This window comes from Pseudomonas sp. 06C 126, assembly GCF_001855215.1.
Taxonomy (GTDB): domain Bacteria; phylum Pseudomonadota; class Gammaproteobacteria; order Pseudomonadales; family Pseudomonadaceae; genus Aquipseudomonas; species Aquipseudomonas proteolytica.
Map to the genome: position 1 here is coordinate 19,769 of NZ_MIFU01000095.1, position 18,914 is coordinate 38,682.

The window sequence follows — 18,914 nt, forward strand, 5'->3', positions numbered from 1 at the left end:
GGAGGTTTACATGAGCATTGAACAATCCGCCACCAGCGGGCTGCGGCCACGTGCTGCGGCAGGCGGCGAGCTGTGGCTGCTCCTGGGTTTTATTGTGGTAACGCTGAACCTGCGCATCGCTTTTGCCGGGGTCGGACCGATCCTCGGCGAGCTGCACCTGAGTACGATCCAGGCCACCCTGGTCGCCTCGCTGCCGCCGATCTGCCTGAGCCTGTTTGCCCTGGTCGGCGTGCGCCTGCGCCAGCGCTTCGGCGAGGAACGTACGCTGTTTGCCGCGTTGCTGGTATTGGCCGTGGGCTGTGGGGTGCGTGCCCTGGGGGTGGGTGGCCTGTTTGCCGGGACCTTGCTGGCCGGGGTGGGGATCGCGGTGATGAACGTGGTGGTACCGGCCCTGGTGCGCAAGCGCTTCCAGCCCAGGCAGATCGGCCACATGATGGGGGTGTTTTCGCTGATGCTCGGCGGCGGCGCAGTGTTGACGGCTGGCTTGACCGTGCCGATCTACCAGGGCCTGGGCGCGAATGTCGATGCGGCCTACCTGACCTTGGGCGCCTGGGCCATTCCTGCGGTGGTCGCCCTGGTGTTCTGGATCCCCCAACTGGGGCATGGCCAACCGCTTGCCGCTGCGCCCACCGCATTGAGCGCGGCCCGCCCGCGAGTCCTGGGAAACCGTACGGCTTGGTCGATCACCCTGTTCTTCGGCTTCCAGGCCTTGAACCTCTACGCCTTGCTGGCCTGGTTGCCGAGCATCTATATCGAGCGCGGTGCCACGGTTGCCGAGGCGGCGCTGTACTTGGCAGTGTCTCAGGTAGGCCTGGTACTGGGCGGCTACTTCGCGCCGGTGCTGGCAGCCCGGGTCAAGGACCAGCGTGGCTATATTGCCGCGACCGTAGGCTTGTGCCTTGCCGGGTGCCTGGGCTTGCTGTACGGGCCATTGTCCCTGGCTTGGCTGGCGATGCTGGTACTGGGGATCGGCCAGGGGGCGGGACCGGCGCTGAGTGCCTTGCTGTTTGTGCTGCGCAGCCCCGATCAGCAGGTCACGACCCAGCTGTCGGCGATGGCCCAGGGCTTTGGATTTATGATTGCGGTGCTGGGCCCCCTGGGCATGGGCTTGTTGCATCAGTACTCAGGTGGCTGGGACCTGCCGTTGCAGGCGTTGATTGTCATCTTGCTGTGCGAGTTGTGCGTCTCGTTGCGCGCCGGCAAGCCCGGCACCCTGGCTGATTGAGCACAGGAGAGCCGTCATGTCGCAAACTGCATTGAGTGCCCAGATCAACGCACGCATCGAAGGCCTGCCGGTGGTTGGCTGGCAGGCCCGGGTGCGGTTGTTGCTGGGGGTGATCACCTTTTTTGAAGCCTTTGACCTGCTGTTGATTTCGTTCACCCTGCCGTTGCTCAAGCAGCAATGGCAACTGGACCCAACCCAGGTCGGCCTGATCGTTGGCAGTGGCACCTTTGGCATGTTGCTGGGCGCATTGTGCGCCGGGGCGCTGGCAGACCGGGTAGGGCGCAAGCCGGTATTACTGGCGGCGATGCTCCTGACCGGGTTGTTCAGTGCATTGATTGCCTGTGCCAGTGATTGGCAAGGGCTGCTGGTGGGGCGCCTGCTGCAAGGGCTGGGGATTGGCGCCGAGGTGCCGATTGCCGCGCTGTACCTCAGCGAAATCATCACCTCCAAGGTACGCGGGCGCTTTGTACTGCTGTATGAGCTGTCCTTCCCCTGTGGCTTGATGTTCGCTGGGGTGGCTTGCACCTGGGCATTGCCGGTGATGGGCTGGCGACCACTGTACTGGCTGGGCAGCGTGCCGATGGTGTTGGCGGTGGCGGTCTACCTCTATGTGCCCGAGTCGGCGCGCTGGCTGGCGGCGCGGGGGCAACTGCGCCGGGCGCAGGCGTGCATGGCGTATATGGAGCGCGCCAGCGGCCATGCGGTGGCCACGCCGCTGTTGACCGAAGCCCCTGTAGCACGGCCTCGGGACAGCGGGCGTTGGCGGCAGCTGTACGACCCGGTGCTGCGTCATGCCTCGGGCAGTGTCGGGTTGCTGTGGTTCCTCGGCTATCTGGTGAATTTCGCCTTGTTGATCTGGCTACCGAGCCTTTATGTGGAGGTGTTTTCCACTTCCCTGGCACAAGCCCTGAACTTTACGCTGTGGAGCAACATCGCCGGCCTCGGCGGCTGCATGGCCGCAGCCTGGTGCGTGGACCGGATCGGGCGTGTGCGCTTGTTGTTTGGCGGCTACCTGGGAGCCGGCCTGAGCCTGCTGCTGATCGCCTTGACTGTGGCCTGGCAGCAAGTGCTGCTGGTAGCGTTGCTGGCCGCCAGTTGTTCATTTTTTCTTTACGCGGCGAACATGAGCCTGCACCTGTACACGCCCGAGTTGTATCCCACGTTGTTGCGGGGCAAGGGGGCGGCCTGGGGCGCGCTGTGCAACCGCAGCGGGGCTTTGTTGGGGGCGGTGGGCATGGGCTGGGTGCTGGCTCTGCATTGGGGCGCGACGGCGATTTTTATCTTGCTTGGCGGGCTGTTGCTGCTGGCCAGCGCCATCGCTTTACAGGCCCGGGAAACCCGGGGCCAGGTGCTGGGGTGACGGCTGTAGGGGCGGGCGAGCCCGCTCCTGCAGTAGAAGCCTTATACGCCTTGCAGTTGAGCGGGGCGGTCAAGGCTGAAGATCCGCCTGCGGCTATGCCAGGCCAGCAGCAGCACCAGGACCAGCCCCACCAGCAGGCAGCCGAGCATGCCGGGGTAGCCAAGACGGTCGAGCAACACCCCGGCGAGTATGGGCACCAGGGTGCGCGCGGCGACAAACAGGCTCGATTGGATGCCGTAGTCCACGGCTGCGAGCCCAGGACGGGTGTGGTACATCATCAAACCAAACATCAGGCCGGCTGAGGCTCCCATAGCCAGGGCCACTAGCAGGGCGGCGGCAATCAGCGCGTTGTGCCCCAGGCCCGCGATTATCACCAGTGTCAGAAAGCCGATAGCCACGAGATTGCCCAGGGCCAGCAGCGGCAGGCTGATACTGGCGCCGATCCGCCGGGTCAAGCGCCCGGCGAGCATGCTGGAGAGGGCGCCGGCCAGGCCGCCGACGATCCCGACAATCAAGGCAATGCGGTCCGCCGCAAAGCCCTGGTCGAGCATCAATGGCTTGAGGTACAGCCACACCGCGCCCAGGAACGGGTAATACACCAGCACCAGCAAGGCCCAGGTGCGATGTTCGGCAATGGCGAAGTAACCGGGCCACTGGCGCCAGCCGGCCAGGGGCGCGAGTGGGGCGGGCAGGCTCTGGCATGGCGTGGCCTGGGGCTTGAGCCAGGGCAGCAGCAAGACCCCCGACAGCAAACCCAGCGCCAGCACGTAGAAGGGCCAGGCCCAGCCGGCGCGGGTGTGCAGCAGCAACATCACACCACCGCCGACTATCGCGCCCAGGGACATGGCTGCAGAACGGATGGCGCCGGCACGTACCCGTTCCGACTCCGGCAGGATCTGGATCGCCAGAGCGTTCAACGGCACGTCGGCCCAGGTGCCGAGTACGCTGACCAGCATCGCCAGCAGGAACATCCGGCTCGCTGGCGTGTTACCCAGGTCATGGGCGGCGAGCAGGCCCAGGGCGGCGGCGTAGCAGAGCATCAGCAACAGGGTCCAGTTGCGGTAGCTGGCCTGGCCCAGCCGGTAACGATCCACTGGGGTGGCAAACAGGAACTTGAGCATGGCGGGCAGGCCGGCCAATTGCATCAGGCCGATCTGCGTGCCACTCCAGCCGTTCTGGCGCATGACCAGGGGCAGGCCGATATAGAGGTAGATCAGCGGCGCGGTGAGCGCCAGGTTGAGCCAGCCCAGCAACAGTTGCTGGGGCCACCATGAAGTGCGTAGAGCAGGGGTCGGCATTGCGGCATTCCTTATTGGCGCCCGATCAGGCGCAGGCCCACCTCCCGGATCGGGCTGCAGGCTGTGGCAGCGGTGCCCTGGCAACCCAGGGCGCAGTGGCGCAGGCGGATATGGCCGGCCAGGAAGGGATGTTAGTGCAATCGGAGATGAGAATGATTAGCATTGTGTGTGCGCGGCGGTGAATTACATATGGAAAACGGCAGGTGCCCAGGCATTTGCCGCGCCCTGTAGTCTGATCCGCAGCCATAAGACCGGTGCCTGCTTGGTCATGGCACCGCAAGGAAGGTAGGCAAGCGCGGCCGGTCGAGCCAGGCGCGCGCATTTAAGGGGGATGGATATGCGAGAGTTATCGAGCCCGGCCCGGGCAAGCCAGGAAACGTCGGAGTCTTCCAATTGGACCCAGTTTGAAGGGGCGGCGGGGACGGGCACATTTCAGGTTGAACGGTTGGACTGCGAAGCGGGATTCACGGTGATCAAGTCACAGATGACTGCCCATAAGATCTGCGCCGAACTGTGCCAGCACGAGGGCGCAGAGCGCATGCTGGTGATTGCCTTCGCCTTGTCCGGGCAATCGGAGTTCCGTTGCCCGAAGGGCCGGGAAATGAAATTCCAGCCCAACCAGGCCACCGTATCGATTTTTCGCGAGGGCCAGGGCCAGCGGGTGTATGCCGCCGATACGCCGATCCAGCAACTGCGCCTGGTGGTTACCGAATCGGCCCTGGCGCGCTTTATTGGCCCGCAGCGTTGCCAAGGCCTGCTCGGCAGTGCCCTGGGCCCGCATGAAAGTTTTCGTCAGGTGGCCTGCTGCGACATCAACCCCAGCGAACACCTGCGGCGCCTGAAAAGCCCGAGCATTCACCAAGAAGACGGCCTGACCCAGCGCATTCACGCCTTGAGCCTGCTGTCGGAGCAACTGCAAGCCCTCGAAGTGACGTCGAGCCGACAAGCCAAATTGACGGCCAGGGACCTCGACACCCTGGACCGCATTGACCTCTTCATGCAGTCCAATCTGGACAAGCCACTGAACAACGCCTACTTGTGCACGGCCATGGGCGTGAGCGAATACCGGCTCAAGGAATACTTCCGCCAGGTCCACGGCATCAGCCCGGGACGCTATTTGCTGGAACTGCGCATGACCCGCGCACGGGAGTTGTTGGCCGCCGGCTACCGGGTGTCCGAGGTGGCATACAAAGTGGGTTACCAGCATCCTAATAACCTGACGGCGGCGTTTACCCGTCACTTTGGCCACACGCCCAAGTCGGTATGTGGCAACCGCGTCGTTTGAATAGCGGGCCGCTGCCTAAGGCTGCTACGCAGTTGCAGGCTGAGCGCCTACTCCTTGAACAACGGGAGCGTTTCGGCGCTTAGGATAGGTTCAGCGTGCCTTGCGTTTTAAGCCATTTTCGCAAGCGCCCGCGTGCATTCTCATAAGGGGACGCGGTGTTGAACTGGATCATCCGCCCCATCGTCCAGTGCTCATACCACGGGCATTCATAAAGCTCGGTATTGTCGCGGCTCTGGATGATGGAGACGATGCGCTGCTTTGCTGTGTCGAGTCGATCGAGCAGTGACTCAAAAGCGATGCCCTCGTAGTCGCGGTAAAACTTCTGCGCAAGCTGGCCCAACTGGTTCCACTTGAAGCCGGTTTCCGGGAAGTCTATGGCGTTACCTGCGGCGTCTGCGTCCAGCCACTTGAGCACCAATTCGTTCCAGCCCACCAGGTACGCGAGCAGATTGGCAACGCTCATCTGCGTCCCCTTGGCATGCCCCTCCAGGCTGCATTCGTTGACCCGTTGAGTCGGCACCTGCTTGATGGCAGTGAGCAGTTTTTCGTACTGGGTGTTGATGGCATCAAGCAGTTCTTGTTTGTTCTGAGGGACTGCCATATATCACCTGTCTTGCAAAAAAAATCCTATTCGCCACACGTGTGTCCAGCACGGGTATCAGCCATTCGGGGCGTTCTTCCCAGGGGGATCGGCGGGCGGGCGATTCAGAGGCGTGACTGCTGCTAGTGTTCGTTCGTGCGCCTGGCTTTGTTGTTGTGCCTCAAACGCCTGGGCCAGGAAGTCGATCAAGGTCCGCACTGAAGGCAGCAGCCCCCGCCGTGAAGGGAAGACGGCGCTGATCACGCCTTCGGTGGGTTGCCATTGCGCGAGCACGCGGACCAGGCGGCCTTCTTTTAACTCATCCTCGACCACCGCCAACGGCAGGTTGGCGATCCCGACGCCCAGCAGCACCGCGCTTTTCAGGGTGGGCATGTCATCGCTGATCAGCCTGGGCACGTGGCTGATCTCAGCCGTCACACCTTCTGGGCCGGTCAGCGCCCACACGTACTGCAGCATCGGGTTGCCCCAACTGATGGTCGGCAGTCCTGATAAGTCAGTGGGGTGTTGCGGCAGTGGGTGCTCCTGCAAAAAACCTGGGCTTGCCACCAGTACCTGGGAACTCCTGGCGAGCAACTTCATCACCAAGTCACTGCTTTCCAGGGGGGGAAAGCACAGGTTCAGCGCAATGTCATAGCCCTCGCTGATCACATCCACCTTACGGTTGAAGCTCTTCACGTTGAGTTCGACGCTGGGGCACTGGGCCATGAACTGGGCCAGCATCGGCGCCACCCAGTAATTGAGCAGTGCGGTGGTGCAGCTCAGGCGAATCACCCCACGCGGCTCTGCTTTGTTGAAGGCAATCAGGTCTTCGGCGGACTCGGCTTCGGCGGTCATCGCCACGCAGTGTCGGTAGTAGGCCAGGCCAATGTCGGTCACTTGGAACTGACGGGTAGAGCGCTGGATCAAGCGTGCCCCCAGCCGTGCTTCTAGCTGGCTGACCCGGCGGCTCAAGGTCGACTTGGGCATGTTTAGCGCCCGCCCGGCCGCCGCGAAACCACCATGCTCAACCACCTTGGCGTAGAGGAAGAGTTCATTGAGGTCGAACATGGGGATCGTTCCATTTTTGAGATTCTGAAGTTTAATTCAACCACTACCGGATACCTAGCGTGATGACTAAGGTGGAGCGGCTGTTTCTTCCCGGCTGCCGATGTGCGGTGAAGACGGCAGCGGGCGGGGGCGTTCCATTGTTGGAATTGTCAGCTGTGGTCAGGCGCTGTGAAGCCAGAGGCCCGGTAGCGAACTGATCTGTCGAGTCACACCCCAATTCGTATCTGCACAGGACGTGCAGAGCTTGCCGGGAATTTGGCAGGCAATGACACCAGGGAGGTTCATCCACGCAAGAGGATATGCAAATGAGCGCTTCAGGTAACGCTGCAAACTTTAATGGTCAGAAGCCGACGATTGATCCCACCGACACCGCCATGTTGCTGATCGACCACCAGAGTGGCCTGTTCCAGATCGTCAAGGACATTGATGTTCCTCAACTGCGCGCCAACGCCATTGCCTTGGCCAAGGCGGCGACGCTGTTGAAAATCCCGGTGATCACCACCGCTTCGGTGCCTCAGGGACCGAATGGCCCGCTGATCCCGGAAATCCATGAATCGGCGCCCCACGCCCAGTACGTTGCCCGCCGTGGCGAGATCAACGCCTGGGACAACCCTGAATTCCATGCCGCCGTCAAAGCCACCGGCAAGAAGACCCTGGTGATTGCCGGCACCCTGACCAGCGTGTGCCTGGCGTTCCCGTCCATTGCCGCAGTGCATGAAGGCTACAAGGTATTCGCCGTGGTCGACGCCTCGGGCAACCACTCGAAACTGGCCACCGACCTGACTGTCGCCCGCCTGGCCCAGGCCGGCGTGGTGCCAATCGACATCATGGGCACGCTGTCGGAGCTGCAAGGCTCGTGGAACCGTCCGGATGCCCAGGAGTGGGCGAACGTCTATACCCAGGCGATGCCGCACTATCAATTGCTGATCGAGAGCTACGTCAAGGCGCAGGAAGTGGCAAATAACCACGAAGAGCTAGACTCCCAGCGCAAGTAAATACCGCTGACCTTCCCCGGTGCGGCCCATTTCGGGACGCGCCTTTTTACCAGGAGCATCAAGATGTCTAAACCCTACGTTCGCTTGGACAAAGACAACGCAGCTGTCCTGCTGGTTGACCATCAGGCTGGCTTGCTGTCACTGGTCCGCGATATCGAACCCGACAAGTTCAAGAACAACGTCCTGGCCCTGGCTGACCTGGCCAAATACTTCAAGCTGCCGACCATCCTCACCACCAGCTTCGAAACCGGCCCCAACGGCCCGCTGGTGCCCGAGCTCAAGGCCCTGTTCCCGGACGCGCCGTACATTGCCCGCCCTGGTCAGATCAACGCCTGGGACAACGAAGACTTCGTCAAGGCCATCAAGGCCACTGGCAAGAAGCAACTGATCATCGCTGGCGTGGTAACCGAGGTGTGCGTAGCGTTCCCGGCACTGTCGGCCCTGGCGGAAGGGTATGAAGTGTTTGTGGTGACCGATGCCTCCGGTACCTTCAACGAGCTGACCCAGCAATCGGCCTGGAACCGTATGTCGGCCAATGGTGCGCAGTTGATGACCTGGTTTGGCCTGGCCTGTGAACTGCACCGCGACTGGCGCAACGATATCGAAGGTTTGGGGACCTTGTTCTCCAACCACATTCCTGACTATCGCAACCTGTTCACCAGCTACAACGCGCTGACCGAGGGCAAATAGCCCCAGCCCCCACCGCCTGTAGGCGCCGGCTTGCTGTCGAAAGTCGTCAACGATAACGCGGGGAACCTGACTCCCTGCGTTGCCCTCGGGCTTTTCGCGAGCAAGCTCGCTTCTACAGTGGCGCCTGCCGGTATTCACCGCCCAAAGCCCCTTGTAGGAGCGAGCTTGCTCGCGAAGGTCGTCAACGATAACGCGGGCAACCTGACTCCCCGCGTTGCCCTCAGGCTTTTCGCGAGCAAGCTCGCTCCTACAATGGGCGGGGTTGGAACGCCTGCCGGTATTCACCCGGTATCGCCCTGGCCCAAATTATTTCACCGCAGGCTGGCCCACCGGCACCCGTCGCTCCTCACTCGTCAGCAGGCGGATCAGCGGCGAGGCGATAAAGGTGCTGATAATGGCCATGATCACCAGCATGGTGAAGTACTCCTTGGGCAAAACACCCAGGTCATAGCCCACGTTAAGCACCACCAATTCCATCAGCGCTCGGGTGTTCATGCACACGCCGATCAGCGCGCTGTTGCGCGGTGTTTCGCCCAGCCAGCGGCTGGCGCCATAGGCCCCGAAAAATTTGCTGGCGAACGCCACCAGGCACACCAAAAAGCAATTGAGCAGCGCCGTGTCGCCGTTGAGCGAACCGATGTCGGTGCGCAGGCCGGTGTAGGCAAAGAACACCGGTAGGAAAAACGCATTGACCAAGCCACTGACCTTGGCATTCCACTGTGTGACAAAGGGCCGGTGGGTGTGCAGGGCGACGCCGATGATAAAACCACCAATGATCGAAAACACGCCGATCAGGTTGGTAATCACCGCACTGCCAAACAGCACGATCAGCATCAGGGATATGCCCTGGGCCGACAGCGGTTTGCGCTCCAGGTCGCCGATGATCCAGCGCAGCACCAAGGGCCGCACCACCCACAGCACCAACACGATAAACACCGCCAGCGCGAGGATCCTGCCCAGTGACGCCCACACGCTGAAGTTGGATGCGATGATCGACGTTACCCCACCGAGGATCAGCCAGCCGCACACATCATCGATGGCCGCCGCGCCAATCGTCAGGGTGGCCACGCGGGAGCGGGACAGCCCCAGTTCCATGAAGATCCGCCCGAGGATCGGCAGGGCAGTGATCGACAACGCCGTGGCAAAAAACAGTTGGAAGGCCAGCAGTGGCGGCTTGTCGCCGACGATCTGTTGCCAGAAATACTCGGCCACCAGGAAGCCACTGACAAACGGCACCAGCAGGCCACCCAAGCTGATGGCCATGATCGAGCGCTTACGCCCCTTGAGGTGGGCACCGAATTCAAATTCCAGGCCCACCTGGAACATCAGTAGAATCAGGCCGACCTGAGCGGTGGCGACAAAGGCCGTGGAGGTTTGCGGCACAAAGATGCTGCTCAGCAGTTCCGGGAAAAAATACCCCAGCAGGCTCGGGCCCAGGACCAGCCCGGCGAGAATCTCCCCAGCCACCGGGGTTTGTCCCAGGCAGCGGGTGCTGAGCCAGGAGATCAGGCGGCTGGCGCTGAAAATCACGATCAGTTGGATCAGGAACAATAGGGTCAAGTGCTCGGCCTGGGAACCCACGGCCGATTGTCCGCCCGCAGGCGCAGGGGGTTGGAGCGTGATAGCGCTGGTGTTGGTTTGCATGGGGTGTCCTAGTGCTTGAAGTGTTAGAGCGCAGGCTTGCGCCAACCGCCCAATTCCATTTCCAGAAAGCGCGCGGCTTCCAGTAACAACGCGTCCTGGCCCAGCCCGGCCACCAGTTGCACGGCCACCGGGCAGCCGTGGTCGAGGCGCCCGATGGGCACGCACAGGGCCGGAAAACCGAGAACATTGAACAGCGCGCAATAGCCGATATCGAACGGGCGATGCAGGGCGCTGCCATGGGCCGGCGCCACGCTCGGGGTGGCCGGCAACACCAGAATGCTCTGGCCGTCGAACAGCCCGGCCAGGGCCTGCTGCAAGTGATCGCGCTGCTTGAGGAACCGCGCGAGCCCCGGGTTGCCCAGCCGATCGCCGCAGCTGTCCATCAAGCTGGCAAGCAGTGGCCCCCGGGAGAACTGCGGCCTGCCAGCCAGGGCTGCATACAACGCCCGTGGATAATTCAGTGGCTGCCCATCCCCGAGGTAATCGGCCAGGTGAATGCGGGTCTCGCACTTGAGGACGGCCAGCCAGATAAAAAAGGCGTTGGTCAAACAGCCTTCATTCCAGGCTTGCACCTCCACCCCCTGGTCTGCATAACGCTGGCCGGTCTCGATCACCCCGCCAGTCACGGCGGCCGAGAGTGGCGTGCCCCATTTGAGAGGGGCCGGCAGGCAGACGAATACACGCTTGAGCGGTGTCGCCTGGGCCGGTTGTTGGTAGCTCGAATGGATATTGCGGTCGATGCCGTCGCTGCCGGCGATGACCTCCAGCACTGCGCCCAGGTCCTCTGCGTACCGGCACAGGGGGCCCGCTGCAAAGTGGCTGGCAACGGCTTGGGACACCGGCAGTGACACACGCTGCTCATCCAGTGGCAGATGCCCGCTCAGCGGCACCAGCCCCCGCGACGGCTTCAAGCCAAAGATCCCATTGAACGCCGCCGGGATGCGGATCGAGCCGCCGCCGTCGGTGCCCAGGGCAAAGGGCACGCAACCGCTGGCGACCATTACAGAGTCGCCACCGCTGCTGCCACCGGCGGTGCGTAAGGGGTCGTAGGGGTTGAGCGTGCGGCCATACACCAGGTTGTCCGTCTCGGGCCACAACGCCATCTCGGCCTGATTGCCCAGGGCCAGGGGGATGGCGCCGGCCGCCAGCAGCCGCGTGGCGACCGTGGCGGTGCTGCGGGCGCGGCTGTTGCTGCGCAGGCGTGAGCCGCAGGTCTTGGGGTACCCCGCAAGGCCCAGGCCTTCTTTCATGGAGAAGGGCACGCCATGCAGGCGTCCCAATGGCCGCCCTTTGAGCACATCCTCTTCGGCCCGGCGTGCTGCGGCGCGGGCGTCGTCGAACAGGTCGACTGCCATGGCATTGCATAACGGCTGGACCTGCTCCAGGCGCGCAATGCATTGCTCGATCAGCTCCACCGGGGAGATCTGCTTGCCGCGAATCAACCACGCCAGTTGCACGGCACTCAGTTCCAGCAGGTCTGTGCGGACCTGCGCCATGCCGTTCATGCGCGACGTACCAGGTCGAGGAAGCCACCGTCCTTGCCAAACGGCGACTTGAGCAACTCCGGCGACTCGCCATATTTGTAGAACAGCGAAGGGCGCAGGCGCAGGACCGCAGCCCGCGCCAGGTCCTGCACGGCGCCACAGCCATGGCGCAGCAACAACCTGAGGTGGCGCGTAGACAGCGACCACTTGACCATTTTCATCAGCCGCACCCGGAGCAAGGCCGAGCGCAGGTAATAGTTGGACGCGTAAATCGGCCGTGCGCGGTTGTCGGCCTTGTACAGGTCGAAGTTGATGGTGCGCGAATAGAGGTTGGGCATCATCGTCGGGCTCAAGCCCGGGTTGGAGCGGCGGATCTCTTGCAGCAGGCAGGCAAACGGCAGGGGCGAGGGTTGCATCTCGCGGGTGTAGCGCGGCAGCAGGTCGGCAAATTGCTGGGCCTGATGACCATCGAGAAAATCCCCGGTCATGTACATCGGCAACACCACATGGAAGTACGCCATGTTGGCGAACAGCAGGGTCCAGCCCATCATGAACGGGTCGTCCATCACCTCGTACCACTTGCTCCAGGTGTCCTGTAGGGCCAGTTGCGCCTGGATGTGCGATTCCAGGCAGTTGACGTAGGCGGGGGTCAGGCTGCCGTGGATATCCTTCTCGATCATCGCCGCGACTTGCGGGATCTGCTGCGCCACATAGGCCAGCCCGGCGCTGTTGGCCGGGTCGAAGGTAAAGGCCGCGTCGCCCAGCAGGAACCAACCCTCGGTCGAGTAATATTGCCGCGCCTCGTACATGTAGTTGTGCATGGCCTGGGTATCGACCAGTTGGCCCGACTCGATCAACTCGGTAATCACCGGATGGTCGGCCATGACCTTTTCCTTGAAGGCCTCCAGGGTGCTGATTTTCTGCTCGATCATGTCCGGCCGGTAGGTGATGCCGATGCTGATCATCTCGTTGCCATCATCGCTGCGCATCGGGATCATCCAGATCCAGTAGCCCTTGCCATAAAAATGATGGGTCACGTAGTACGGGTCGTAGCAGTGATGCTTGTCCTTGTGCGCGGTGATGCTGGACAAGATGCTGCGGTCGAAGTCCTTGAGCCTGAGCCAGAAGGTACTGCGCTGGTACGTCGCCTCTTTGTGCAGCTTGAGCTTTTTCGCCATGAAGCGATTGCGGCCGGTGGCGTCCACTACCCAATCGGCGGTCAGTTGCTGTTGCTCATCGGCGGCGCTGCGCAGGGTCAGCAGGTGGGTGGCGTGCTCACCGGCATTGAGGTCGACGGCGCTCACATCGGCCTCAATCATGTGGACCTGGTGATCACCGACAATCTTGCGCAGGTCCTTGTCGAAGCTGAAGCGGTTGAGGTTGTAGGCCGGCATGCGGATCACGCCCGGTGCCTCGTGCACCACGTAGTTGCGGCACTCGGGGTTGTTGCGCAGCTTCAGGTAATAGGTCAGGCCGTACTTGTGGTAATGCTTTTCTTCCAACAGGCGCCCCAGCCCCAGGCCCTTGAAGAAGTGGGTGGTCAACTCGACCGTGGACTCGCCGACGATCGGGCGCTTGCGGTCCGGGCGCCCGATCAGGATGACTTCGACACCCGGTAACCTTTTTTTGAAGTACAGCGCGGCCAGGTGACCGGCTACGCCGGCCCCCATGATTGCGATTCGTTTCATGTCGTCAGTCCCTGAACAAGTGGGTTCGCCAAAGGCGTGGGCGCCTTCGGCGAGAATTGCCGGTTATGCGCGGCTGGCGGCCGTGATCAATTGCTGTGGCTCTACCCGTTGCGAGTAGTCCACGTTGACGAAGGCAGCGCGGATCAGCCCGTCCTGGCCGATCACAAAGGCGCTGGCCATGGGCAAGGTCAGGGCGTCGGAGCCGTTGAATAGCTTGAGGTCGGCACCCAGGGAGCGGTAGACCTCATCCAGCTCGTCTTCGAGCTTGAACACGATGCCGTACTGGCGCGCCAGCTGGTTATCGGCATCGCTGAGCAGCAGGTATTTGATGCCGAGGGCCTCGCGGGTCTTGCGCGAAAACTCCGGGGTCTGTGCCGACACCGCCACCAGGGTGGCGCCCGAGGCGGCCAGGTCCGCGACCATCTGCTGGTAGGCGGTCAACGCCTGGCCGCAAAAGGGGCACCAAAGGCCTCGGTAGAACACCAGCACCAATGGGCCCTTATCCAGCAACTGACGCAGGTCCACATCCTGCTCGTCAGCATCCTTGAGCACCGCCAGGGGCGCCTTGTCGTTGGCCTTCAGGGCCTTGTCGCCCAAGTGGCTGTCGAGCAGCGTCTGTAGCGATGCCTGGAACTTGTGCAGGACTTCTGCAGGCAACTGGGCCATCTGGTCCTTGACGGTTTGTAGCTTTTCCTTGAGCGACATTTGTGACTCCTGTTCACATCTATTGAGAAAGGCTGCGGGTAGCCCGGGTAAAAATCCTGGTGGCGGCTTTGCCGCTGGGTGGGTGGCGCTCGAACAAATGCTGCACCCAGTCCGGCCGGGTCTTGCTGGCGTCGTTGATCCAGTTGGCCACCGAGTCCTGGGCGTATTTGTCGGATTCATCGAGCATGGCAATCAGCAAGGGTTCGGCCATCTGCGGTTCGGTTTTGAGCGAGGCGATGTGTTCACACCAGACCCCACGCGGGCGCAGGATTTCAACGCAGAAACGGCGGATCAGCGGGTCATCGCTGCGGGCATGGCGGCGTAGCAATTCCAGCGCGCCCGTCAGGTCCTGGGCCAGCAGCGGTCGCAAGGCTATCCAGGCCCATTCGCGCACCCCAAAATGTGGGTCGGTGGCGAACTGGAACTGGCTCAGCAACGCCTGTTCCAGTTCGCTGTTGCGTTGGCAATAGGCATTGGCAAAGGCCGCCCAACTGCGCACGGTGTCCGACGGATGCTCCAGCAGCAGGCCCCAGGTGTGCTCGCGTAGGGGCAGGGCGGCGCTTTCCAGCCATTGCCCCAGTGCAAGGCCCAGGGCGGCGACTTTCTTGGAAATGCCCAGGGCCTGGCCGGCCTGGGCTGCGCGGTAAAGTGTTTGCGCCAGGGACGGCTCCAACTGCGCGCCAACGGCCGTTGCCAGTGCTACCTGGTCAACGGCCAGGCATTCGCCCAGATTGCGGGTGGGCAGGCGGCCCTGGTCAATCAGGTCCTTGCGATCTTCACTCATCTCGATACCACCGACGCGGTCATGGCCTGGTCAGGCGTTGGGTTTGTGGCGCAGTAGCGCCCGGGTGAAAGCAGGTTGTCCGGATCCAATGCTGCCTTGATCCGCGCCCCGAGCTGCCAGGCAGGCCCCTGGGCGTCGGTCAGCAGGTGCATGAAACTGGCGGGCACGCGATACGGCAATACGCCCTGTGCCTTGCCGTGGGCGAACAGCTGGCGATAGCACTCATGGGCCCGGTTCGACGCCAGGGCATCCGTACGGTCGAACAGCAGCGGCACGGTGCAATCGATGGCACGGCTCGACAGGCTGGTCAGCGTCACCGGGCAAGGCATTTGCTGCTGGCGGCACCGACGCTCCATGGCGCGCACAAAATCGGCGACTTCCTGGATTTTCAGCGGCAGGATCGGCGCGTACCAGATCAGCCCGCAGTTATCCCGCGCCGGGTTCAGGGGCGCATCGGGCAGCGGCTTGGCGCCGGCGGTGTAGGCCAACGGCAGGGCCACTTCGCTGGGTTGGCCTTCCATCAGGTCGATGCCTTGCAGCATCTTGCCCAGGGTCCGTTGCCAGCGCTGGGACCAGCCGCCGGGCAGATGGCCCAGCAAGCGTCGGGCGGCGGTCAGCTGACCACGGGTCTTGAACATCGATTTGCTGGCGAAAGCCTCAAGTTCCCGGCTGATCATGTGTTTGAGCGGAGCGTGCTGGGCTTTCTGGCAATAGATCGAACCGACACCCATCCACGCGGGCAGGCCCAGGGCATCGGCGGCGGCCCGTTGCTGCTCTTCATTCATGCCCACCACCTGAGTGTCTTCGCTGGCCATGGTCAACAGCCGCGTACGGTTCATCAGGTTGATACCACCAATCTGCCCAGGGGCCAGGTCCAGCATGCGCTTGATACCTGCCAACGCGGCTTCCAGCCCTTGCTCTTCATCCACCCAGAAATAAAACGGCTGGATAACCTCGGGCTTGCGCACCAGGGCAATCGACATCTGCGTCACCACCCCCAGCCCGCTCTGGCTGAACAGCCCGTCCAGGTACGGGCCCACACCCCATTTGAAGCAGGGCGCGGTGACCCCCAGAGCCATGGGCGAGCGGTACAGCGTACCGTCGGCCAGCACCGCTTCGATGCCGAGTACCGCCTGAAAGTGGTCGGTGTGGGGGGTGATGCCAAAACCGCGCTCCAGTGCATTGCCCAGCACGCTGCAGGTCGGGCCGGCACCGGTCACGGGTGTCAGCCAGGGCAAGTTGTGCTCTTGTAGATAACGGGCCAGATCGCCCTGGGTCACCCCAGGCTCCAGGGTCACCACCGACAGCTCCTCATCGAACCCCAGAATCCGGTTCATCCCGGACAAATCCATCAGCACACAGCGGGCGTCGCTGGTCGAGGCGCTGCCATAACCCCAGTTGTGCCCGGTGCTGATCGGATGCACGGCAACCCCATAACGCCGCGCGATCACCATGCACGCCGAGACGTGCTCGGTTGAGCGTGGCGCAATCACCACCCTGGCATACGCAGGGGAGCACATGGTGTCTTGCGCGAAACGCTCGATGCTTTCCGGGTCGACGCGCACACCCGCGTCACCGAGTACCTCGCGCCATTGCTGCTGGGCAAGTGTCAGGTGGGCGGGTTCAAAAGGCACTGGCCAGGCCTCCCAAACGCAGGAACAGGCGCAACTGGTTCACATCCGCCTGGCGACTGGCGGGCAGCGCAGTGTAGCGGCGGCGGAACTCGGGTTTCATCACCTTCACGCAGCGCCGCTTGGGCGTGCGAATCACCATCATCAACGGGCTGAACGCGGTGCTGTAGACCTTGGCACACGGGCCCAGGTAACTGGCGGCCAGGGTCTGGAACTCTTCCAGCGAGAACGCCGCGAGCAGTGAATTGCGATAGTCCAGCAAGGTTTCCGCGTCCGCACCGTCGCTGGCACGCTGGACAAAATAGTCGACGGACTCGATGGTCTTCAGGCGCCCGAAGTCATTCAGGTAAATCGCCCGGTCATTGCGCAGTACCCGGGAGATATTGCGAAAAGTACTTTCCAACTGGCCAAGGTTTTCCAGGTGATGCAGGGCCATTGACGAGATCACTACATCCACGCTGCGGTCAGCGATCATGCTGAGCCGGGTCATGTCATCTTCAACCAGTTGCACGTTGTCGATGCCTTGCTGATGACACGCTTCGCGCGCCACTTCCAGCATCGACTGCGACAGGTCCATGCCAATGAACTCGGCCCGTGGGTTGAGCCGTGCGACTTGCAGCAACAGCGCCGCCGGACCGCAGCCGATGTCCAGCACCACGTCGCCGGGCTTGATCAGCGCGCACATCTGCGCACAGTGATAAAGGTGGGTGCCGGACAAGGCCTGGCCCTGGGCGGCACTGTCGGCATAAGACGCCACACTCTGTTGTTCTTCCATGACCAGGGCCGGTTCGGGTATGCGCTCGAACGGTTGCTTGATCGTTATTTCCCTGAATATCGCGCGCAGCAATCCGCTGTCCATACTGCTTCCTCCATGAAATGACGTTTGAACGTGCTTACGCCAGGGCCAGTGCTCGCTGGACCCGTGGCGACAGGTTTCGGCCGTGCACGCCACAGCGCGCCATATGGGTCAGCACTTCTTGTGCGTCCCAGCGGCGTACGCTGCCGGTAGCGGGCAGGCGGATATGGGCGTAGTCGCTGCGGCAGAAAAAATCGAAGAAATGCGTGCGCTGGCCTTCGACGGCAAACCCCAGGGCAGGGCGCTCATAGGCCTGCTGGAAAATTGCCGGCGCGTTGCCCAGATCCAGACACAAGGGCAGCGACAGGGCATTGTTTAGCTTGGTGTAGGGCTGCACCCGGCCCATGGGCGAAAAGAACAATACATTGCGATAAAACGCCCCCGCCCGCGGATGCACGGCGATCAGCAAGCGCTGTACCCCGCGAAAATGCATGGCCCAGCGAAACATCGCGTTGTAGAGCATCAAGGGCACCCCTTTGCCCCGGTAACCTGCAGCCACCGCCAGGGTGCCGACCTCTGCCAGCCGGCCGCCGGCCAGGCGCTGCATGACGACCTCGTTGCCATGCACTTCTTCCAGGGGCAAACCGAGCATGGAGTCCTCGATCAAGGAGACGGTGCCGACGATCTGTTGATCCTTGATCGCTACAAAGGTGGTGGTGCCCGGCAACAGGTGGAACGCCGAAAAGCGCATTCCGGCCCGGCACACCGTGGAGATACCGCGCCGTGCATAGCTGTCGTTGACCAGGCGCAACGCCTCTTCCAGTTCGAACAGGCTTTGCACCGGGCGAAACTCAAAGCCTTCGATGGCCAGGGGATGACGGGCGATACGCTTGATAAACAAGCGCCGGTAAAGCGTGGGAGGGATATAGCGTTCCAGGGAAACCATGCTGTGGCGGATGACATCGACGCCACTGTGGATCCGTGGCTTCCTGCCGAAATTGGTCATCACTCGTTGACTGTGCAGCATCAAACACCTCCTTGTGTGACTACCGCGATTGAAGCAATTGAAACCCGGGCCTAATGCTCATCCGGCAGTTGCTGGGACAGTGCGTGGCTGGCCGAAATGCAATAGATCGACTCGGACAATGCCTGGCGCTGCTCAATGCTCAAGCCCTGGATGATGCCGCTGATCCAATCGGTGTGTTCGGCAAACACCTCATCGACCACGCGTTTACCGTCGGCGGTCAGGCTGATGATCAGCTTGCGCCGGTCGGTGGGGTCGGTCTTGCGCTTGATAAACCCGTCGCCCTGCAAGCCATCGAGCAAGCCAGTGACGGTGCCGGTGGTAATCGACAGGCGCGTCGCCAACTCCAGCGGCGACAGCTTGCCGCCGGCACTCTTGAGGGTGAGCATGATGACGAAGCGGCCCTCCGACAGGTTGTAGCGCGCCAGGCGGATGGCACACACACGATTGATCGCGGCCGCGGCCGACAGCAGCTCGAAGCACAGCTTGACACTGTCCCTGACCTCGGCTGGCACCCCATCAAGCTCGCGCAGCATGATGTGGTGTTTGTTCTCTAAAATATTCATAAGGCGCAGTTTATCTTGGTGCCTTACTAAGTCAACATTTTGTTTAATGTCGATGCTGGGCGCCTTCGTCATCGGGATGCGTGTCGCTTTA

The 18,914-nt window shown here is 62.3% G+C and carries 17 protein-coding genes; 5 read left to right on the forward strand and 12 right to left on the reverse strand.

Annotated features, from left to right (window positions below; translation table 11 throughout):
• Nucleotides 1-10 precede the first annotated feature (10 nt).
• The gene (locus tag BHC62_RS17890; RefSeq protein ID WP_070995692.1) at nucleotides 11-1,225 is read left to right on the forward strand and encodes an MFS transporter; all 1,215 of its coding nucleotides are present in this window, start codon (nucleotides 11-13) and stop codon (nucleotides 1,223-1,225) included.
• Between the two features lie 16 nt (nucleotides 1,226-1,241).
• Nucleotides 1,242-2,585, forward strand: a complete 1,344-nt coding sequence (locus BHC62_RS17895) for an MFS transporter (RefSeq protein ID WP_070995693.1) — start codon at nucleotides 1,242-1,244, stop codon at nucleotides 2,583-2,585.
• A 41-nt stretch (nucleotides 2,586-2,626) separates the two neighbouring features.
• Here the strand turns inward: BHC62_RS17895 and BHC62_RS17900 are convergent, their stop codons facing one another.
• A complete protein-coding gene (locus BHC62_RS17900) occupies nucleotides 2,627-3,883 on the reverse strand; it encodes an MFS transporter (RefSeq protein ID WP_029300551.1) in 1,257 nt (418 codons plus the stop codon).
• 484 nt (nucleotides 3,884-4,367) lie between these two features.
• On the opposite strand from BHC62_RS17900, the gene BHC62_RS17910 reads away from it, so the two are divergent.
• A complete protein-coding gene (locus BHC62_RS17910) occupies nucleotides 4,368-5,168 on the forward strand; it encodes an AraC family transcriptional regulator (protein ID WP_224791092.1) in 801 nt (266 codons plus the stop codon).
• Between the two features lie 79 nt (nucleotides 5,169-5,247).
• On the opposite strand, the gene BHC62_RS17915 is transcribed toward BHC62_RS17910, so the two are convergent.
• Nucleotides 5,248-5,769: a ClbS/DfsB family four-helix bundle protein gene (locus BHC62_RS17915; RefSeq protein ID WP_029300556.1), complete on the reverse strand. Its 522-nt coding sequence runs from the start codon at nucleotides 5,767-5,769 to the stop codon at nucleotides 5,248-5,250.
• A 57-nt stretch (nucleotides 5,770-5,826) separates the two neighbouring features.
• On the reverse strand, nucleotides 5,827-6,816 hold the full coding sequence (locus BHC62_RS17920; protein WP_083335454.1) for a LysR substrate-binding domain-containing protein: 990 nt from the start codon (nucleotides 6,814-6,816) through the stop codon (nucleotides 5,827-5,829).
• A gap of 305 nt (nucleotides 6,817-7,121) precedes the next feature.
• Between BHC62_RS17920 and BHC62_RS17925 the strand changes: the two genes are divergently transcribed.
• Nucleotides 7,122-7,811 carry an isochorismatase family protein gene (locus BHC62_RS17925; protein ID WP_070995694.1) on the forward strand — a complete coding sequence of 230 codons (690 nt, stop codon included), beginning with the start codon at nucleotides 7,122-7,124 and terminating at the stop codon, nucleotides 7,809-7,811.
• A 63-nt stretch (nucleotides 7,812-7,874) separates the two neighbouring features.
• Nucleotides 7,875-8,501, forward strand: a complete 627-nt coding sequence (gene ycaC, locus BHC62_RS17930; RefSeq protein WP_029300559.1) for an isochorismate family cysteine hydrolase YcaC — start codon at nucleotides 7,875-7,877, stop codon at nucleotides 8,499-8,501.
• 306 nt (nucleotides 8,502-8,807) lie between these two features.
• Here the strand turns inward: ycaC and BHC62_RS17935 are convergent, their stop codons facing one another.
• The 9 genes from BHC62_RS17935 to BHC62_RS17975 all read right to left on the reverse strand — a co-directional run bounded on the left by BHC62_RS17935 (nucleotide 8,808) and on the right by BHC62_RS17975 (nucleotide 18,823).
• Nucleotides 8,808-10,145 (reverse strand): cation:proton antiporter, encoded by a 1,338-nt coding sequence (locus BHC62_RS17935; RefSeq protein ID WP_070995695.1) that lies wholly within the window; start codon nucleotides 10,143-10,145, stop codon nucleotides 8,808-8,810.
• Between the two features lie 23 nt (nucleotides 10,146-10,168).
• Nucleotides 10,169-11,650: an amidase gene (locus BHC62_RS17940; protein ID WP_143007552.1), complete on the reverse strand. Its 1,482-nt coding sequence runs from the start codon at nucleotides 11,648-11,650 to the stop codon at nucleotides 10,169-10,171.
• On the reverse strand, nucleotides 11,647-13,317 hold the full coding sequence (locus BHC62_RS17945; RefSeq protein WP_029300563.1) for an NAD(P)/FAD-dependent oxidoreductase: 1,671 nt from the start codon (nucleotides 13,315-13,317) through the stop codon (nucleotides 11,647-11,649). The genes BHC62_RS17940 and BHC62_RS17945 overlap by 4 nt, the downstream gene beginning before the upstream one ends.
• A 63-nt stretch (nucleotides 13,318-13,380) precedes the next feature.
• A complete protein-coding gene (locus BHC62_RS17950) occupies nucleotides 13,381-14,022 on the reverse strand; it encodes a peroxiredoxin-like family protein (protein ID WP_070995696.1) in 642 nt (213 codons plus the stop codon).
• Nucleotides 14,023-14,041: 19 nt separating this feature from the next.
• Nucleotides 14,042-14,806, reverse strand: a complete 765-nt coding sequence (locus BHC62_RS17955; RefSeq protein WP_070995697.1) for a hypothetical protein — start codon at nucleotides 14,804-14,806, stop codon at nucleotides 14,042-14,044.
• Nucleotides 14,803-16,440, reverse strand: coding sequence for an FAD-binding oxidoreductase (locus BHC62_RS17960; protein ID WP_070995698.1), 1,638 nt, complete (start codon nucleotides 16,438-16,440; stop codon nucleotides 14,803-14,805). Before BHC62_RS17960 ends, BHC62_RS17955 begins: the two co-directional genes overlap by 4 nt.
• Complete coding sequence (locus BHC62_RS17965; RefSeq protein ID WP_070995699.1) at nucleotides 16,430-17,296, reverse strand: class I SAM-dependent methyltransferase; 867 nt, start codon at nucleotides 17,294-17,296, stop codon at nucleotides 16,430-16,432. Before BHC62_RS17965 ends, BHC62_RS17960 begins: the two co-directional genes overlap by 11 nt.
• A 34-nt stretch (nucleotides 17,297-17,330) precedes the next feature.
• Nucleotides 17,331-18,260 carry a GNAT family N-acetyltransferase gene (locus BHC62_RS17970; RefSeq protein ID WP_070995700.1) on the reverse strand — a complete coding sequence of 310 codons (930 nt, stop codon included), beginning with the start codon at nucleotides 18,258-18,260 and terminating at the stop codon, nucleotides 17,331-17,333.
• A 50-nt stretch (nucleotides 18,261-18,310) separates the two neighbouring features.
• Nucleotides 18,311-18,823 carry a MarR family winged helix-turn-helix transcriptional regulator gene (locus BHC62_RS17975; protein ID WP_070995701.1) on the reverse strand — a complete coding sequence of 171 codons (513 nt, stop codon included), beginning with the start codon at nucleotides 18,821-18,823 and terminating at the stop codon, nucleotides 18,311-18,313.
• Nucleotides 18,824-18,914 lie beyond the last annotated feature (91 nt).

What these genes read in the sequence shown, in the direction of transcription:
- BHC62_RS17890 (WP_070995692.1), top strand. Translation starts at nt 11, where the DNA reads ATGAGCATTGAACAATCCGCCACCAGCGGGCTGCGGCCACGTGCTGCG.
- BHC62_RS17895 (WP_070995693.1), top strand. Translation starts at nt 1,242, where the DNA reads ATGTCGCAAACTGCATTGAGTGCCCAGATCAACGCACGCATCGAAGGC.
- BHC62_RS17900 (WP_029300551.1), bottom strand. Translation starts at nt 3,883, where the DNA reads ATGCCGACCCCTGCTCTACGCACTTCATGGTGGCCCCAGCAACTGTTG.
- BHC62_RS17910 (WP_224791092.1), top strand. Translation starts at nt 4,368, where the DNA reads ATGACTGCCCATAAGATCTGCGCCGAACTGTGCCAGCACGAGGGCGCA.
- BHC62_RS17915 (WP_029300556.1), bottom strand. Translation starts at nt 5,769, where the DNA reads ATGGCAGTCCCTCAGAACAAACAAGAACTGCTTGATGCCATCAACACC.
- BHC62_RS17920 (WP_083335454.1), bottom strand. Translation starts at nt 6,816, where the DNA reads ATGTTCGACCTCAATGAACTCTTCCTCTACGCCAAGGTGGTTGAGCAT.
- BHC62_RS17925 (WP_070995694.1), top strand. Translation starts at nt 7,122, where the DNA reads ATGAGCGCTTCAGGTAACGCTGCAAACTTTAATGGTCAGAAGCCGACG.
- ycaC (WP_029300559.1), top strand. Translation starts at nt 7,875, where the DNA reads ATGTCTAAACCCTACGTTCGCTTGGACAAAGACAACGCAGCTGTCCTG.
- BHC62_RS17935 (WP_070995695.1), bottom strand. Translation starts at nt 10,145, where the DNA reads ATGCAAACCAACACCAGCGCTATCACGCTCCAACCCCCTGCGCCTGCG.
- BHC62_RS17940 (WP_143007552.1), bottom strand. Translation starts at nt 11,650, where the DNA reads ATGAACGGCATGGCGCAGGTCCGCACAGACCTGCTGGAACTGAGTGCC.
- BHC62_RS17945 (WP_029300563.1), bottom strand. Translation starts at nt 13,317, where the DNA reads ATGAAACGAATCGCAATCATGGGGGCCGGCGTAGCCGGTCACCTGGCC.
- BHC62_RS17950 (WP_070995696.1), bottom strand. Translation starts at nt 14,022, where the DNA reads ATGTCGCTCAAGGAAAAGCTACAAACCGTCAAGGACCAGATGGCCCAG.
- BHC62_RS17955 (WP_070995697.1), bottom strand. Translation starts at nt 14,806, where the DNA reads ATGAGTGAAGATCGCAAGGACCTGATTGACCAGGGCCGCCTGCCCACC.
- BHC62_RS17965 (WP_070995699.1), bottom strand. Translation starts at nt 17,296, where the DNA reads ATGGACAGCGGATTGCTGCGCGCGATATTCAGGGAAATAACGATCAAG.
- BHC62_RS17970 (WP_070995700.1), bottom strand. Translation starts at nt 18,260, where the DNA reads ATGCTGCACAGTCAACGAGTGATGACCAATTTCGGCAGGAAGCCACGG.
- BHC62_RS17975 (WP_070995701.1), bottom strand. Translation starts at nt 18,823, where the DNA reads ATGAATATTTTAGAGAACAAACACCACATCATGCTGCGCGAGCTTGAT.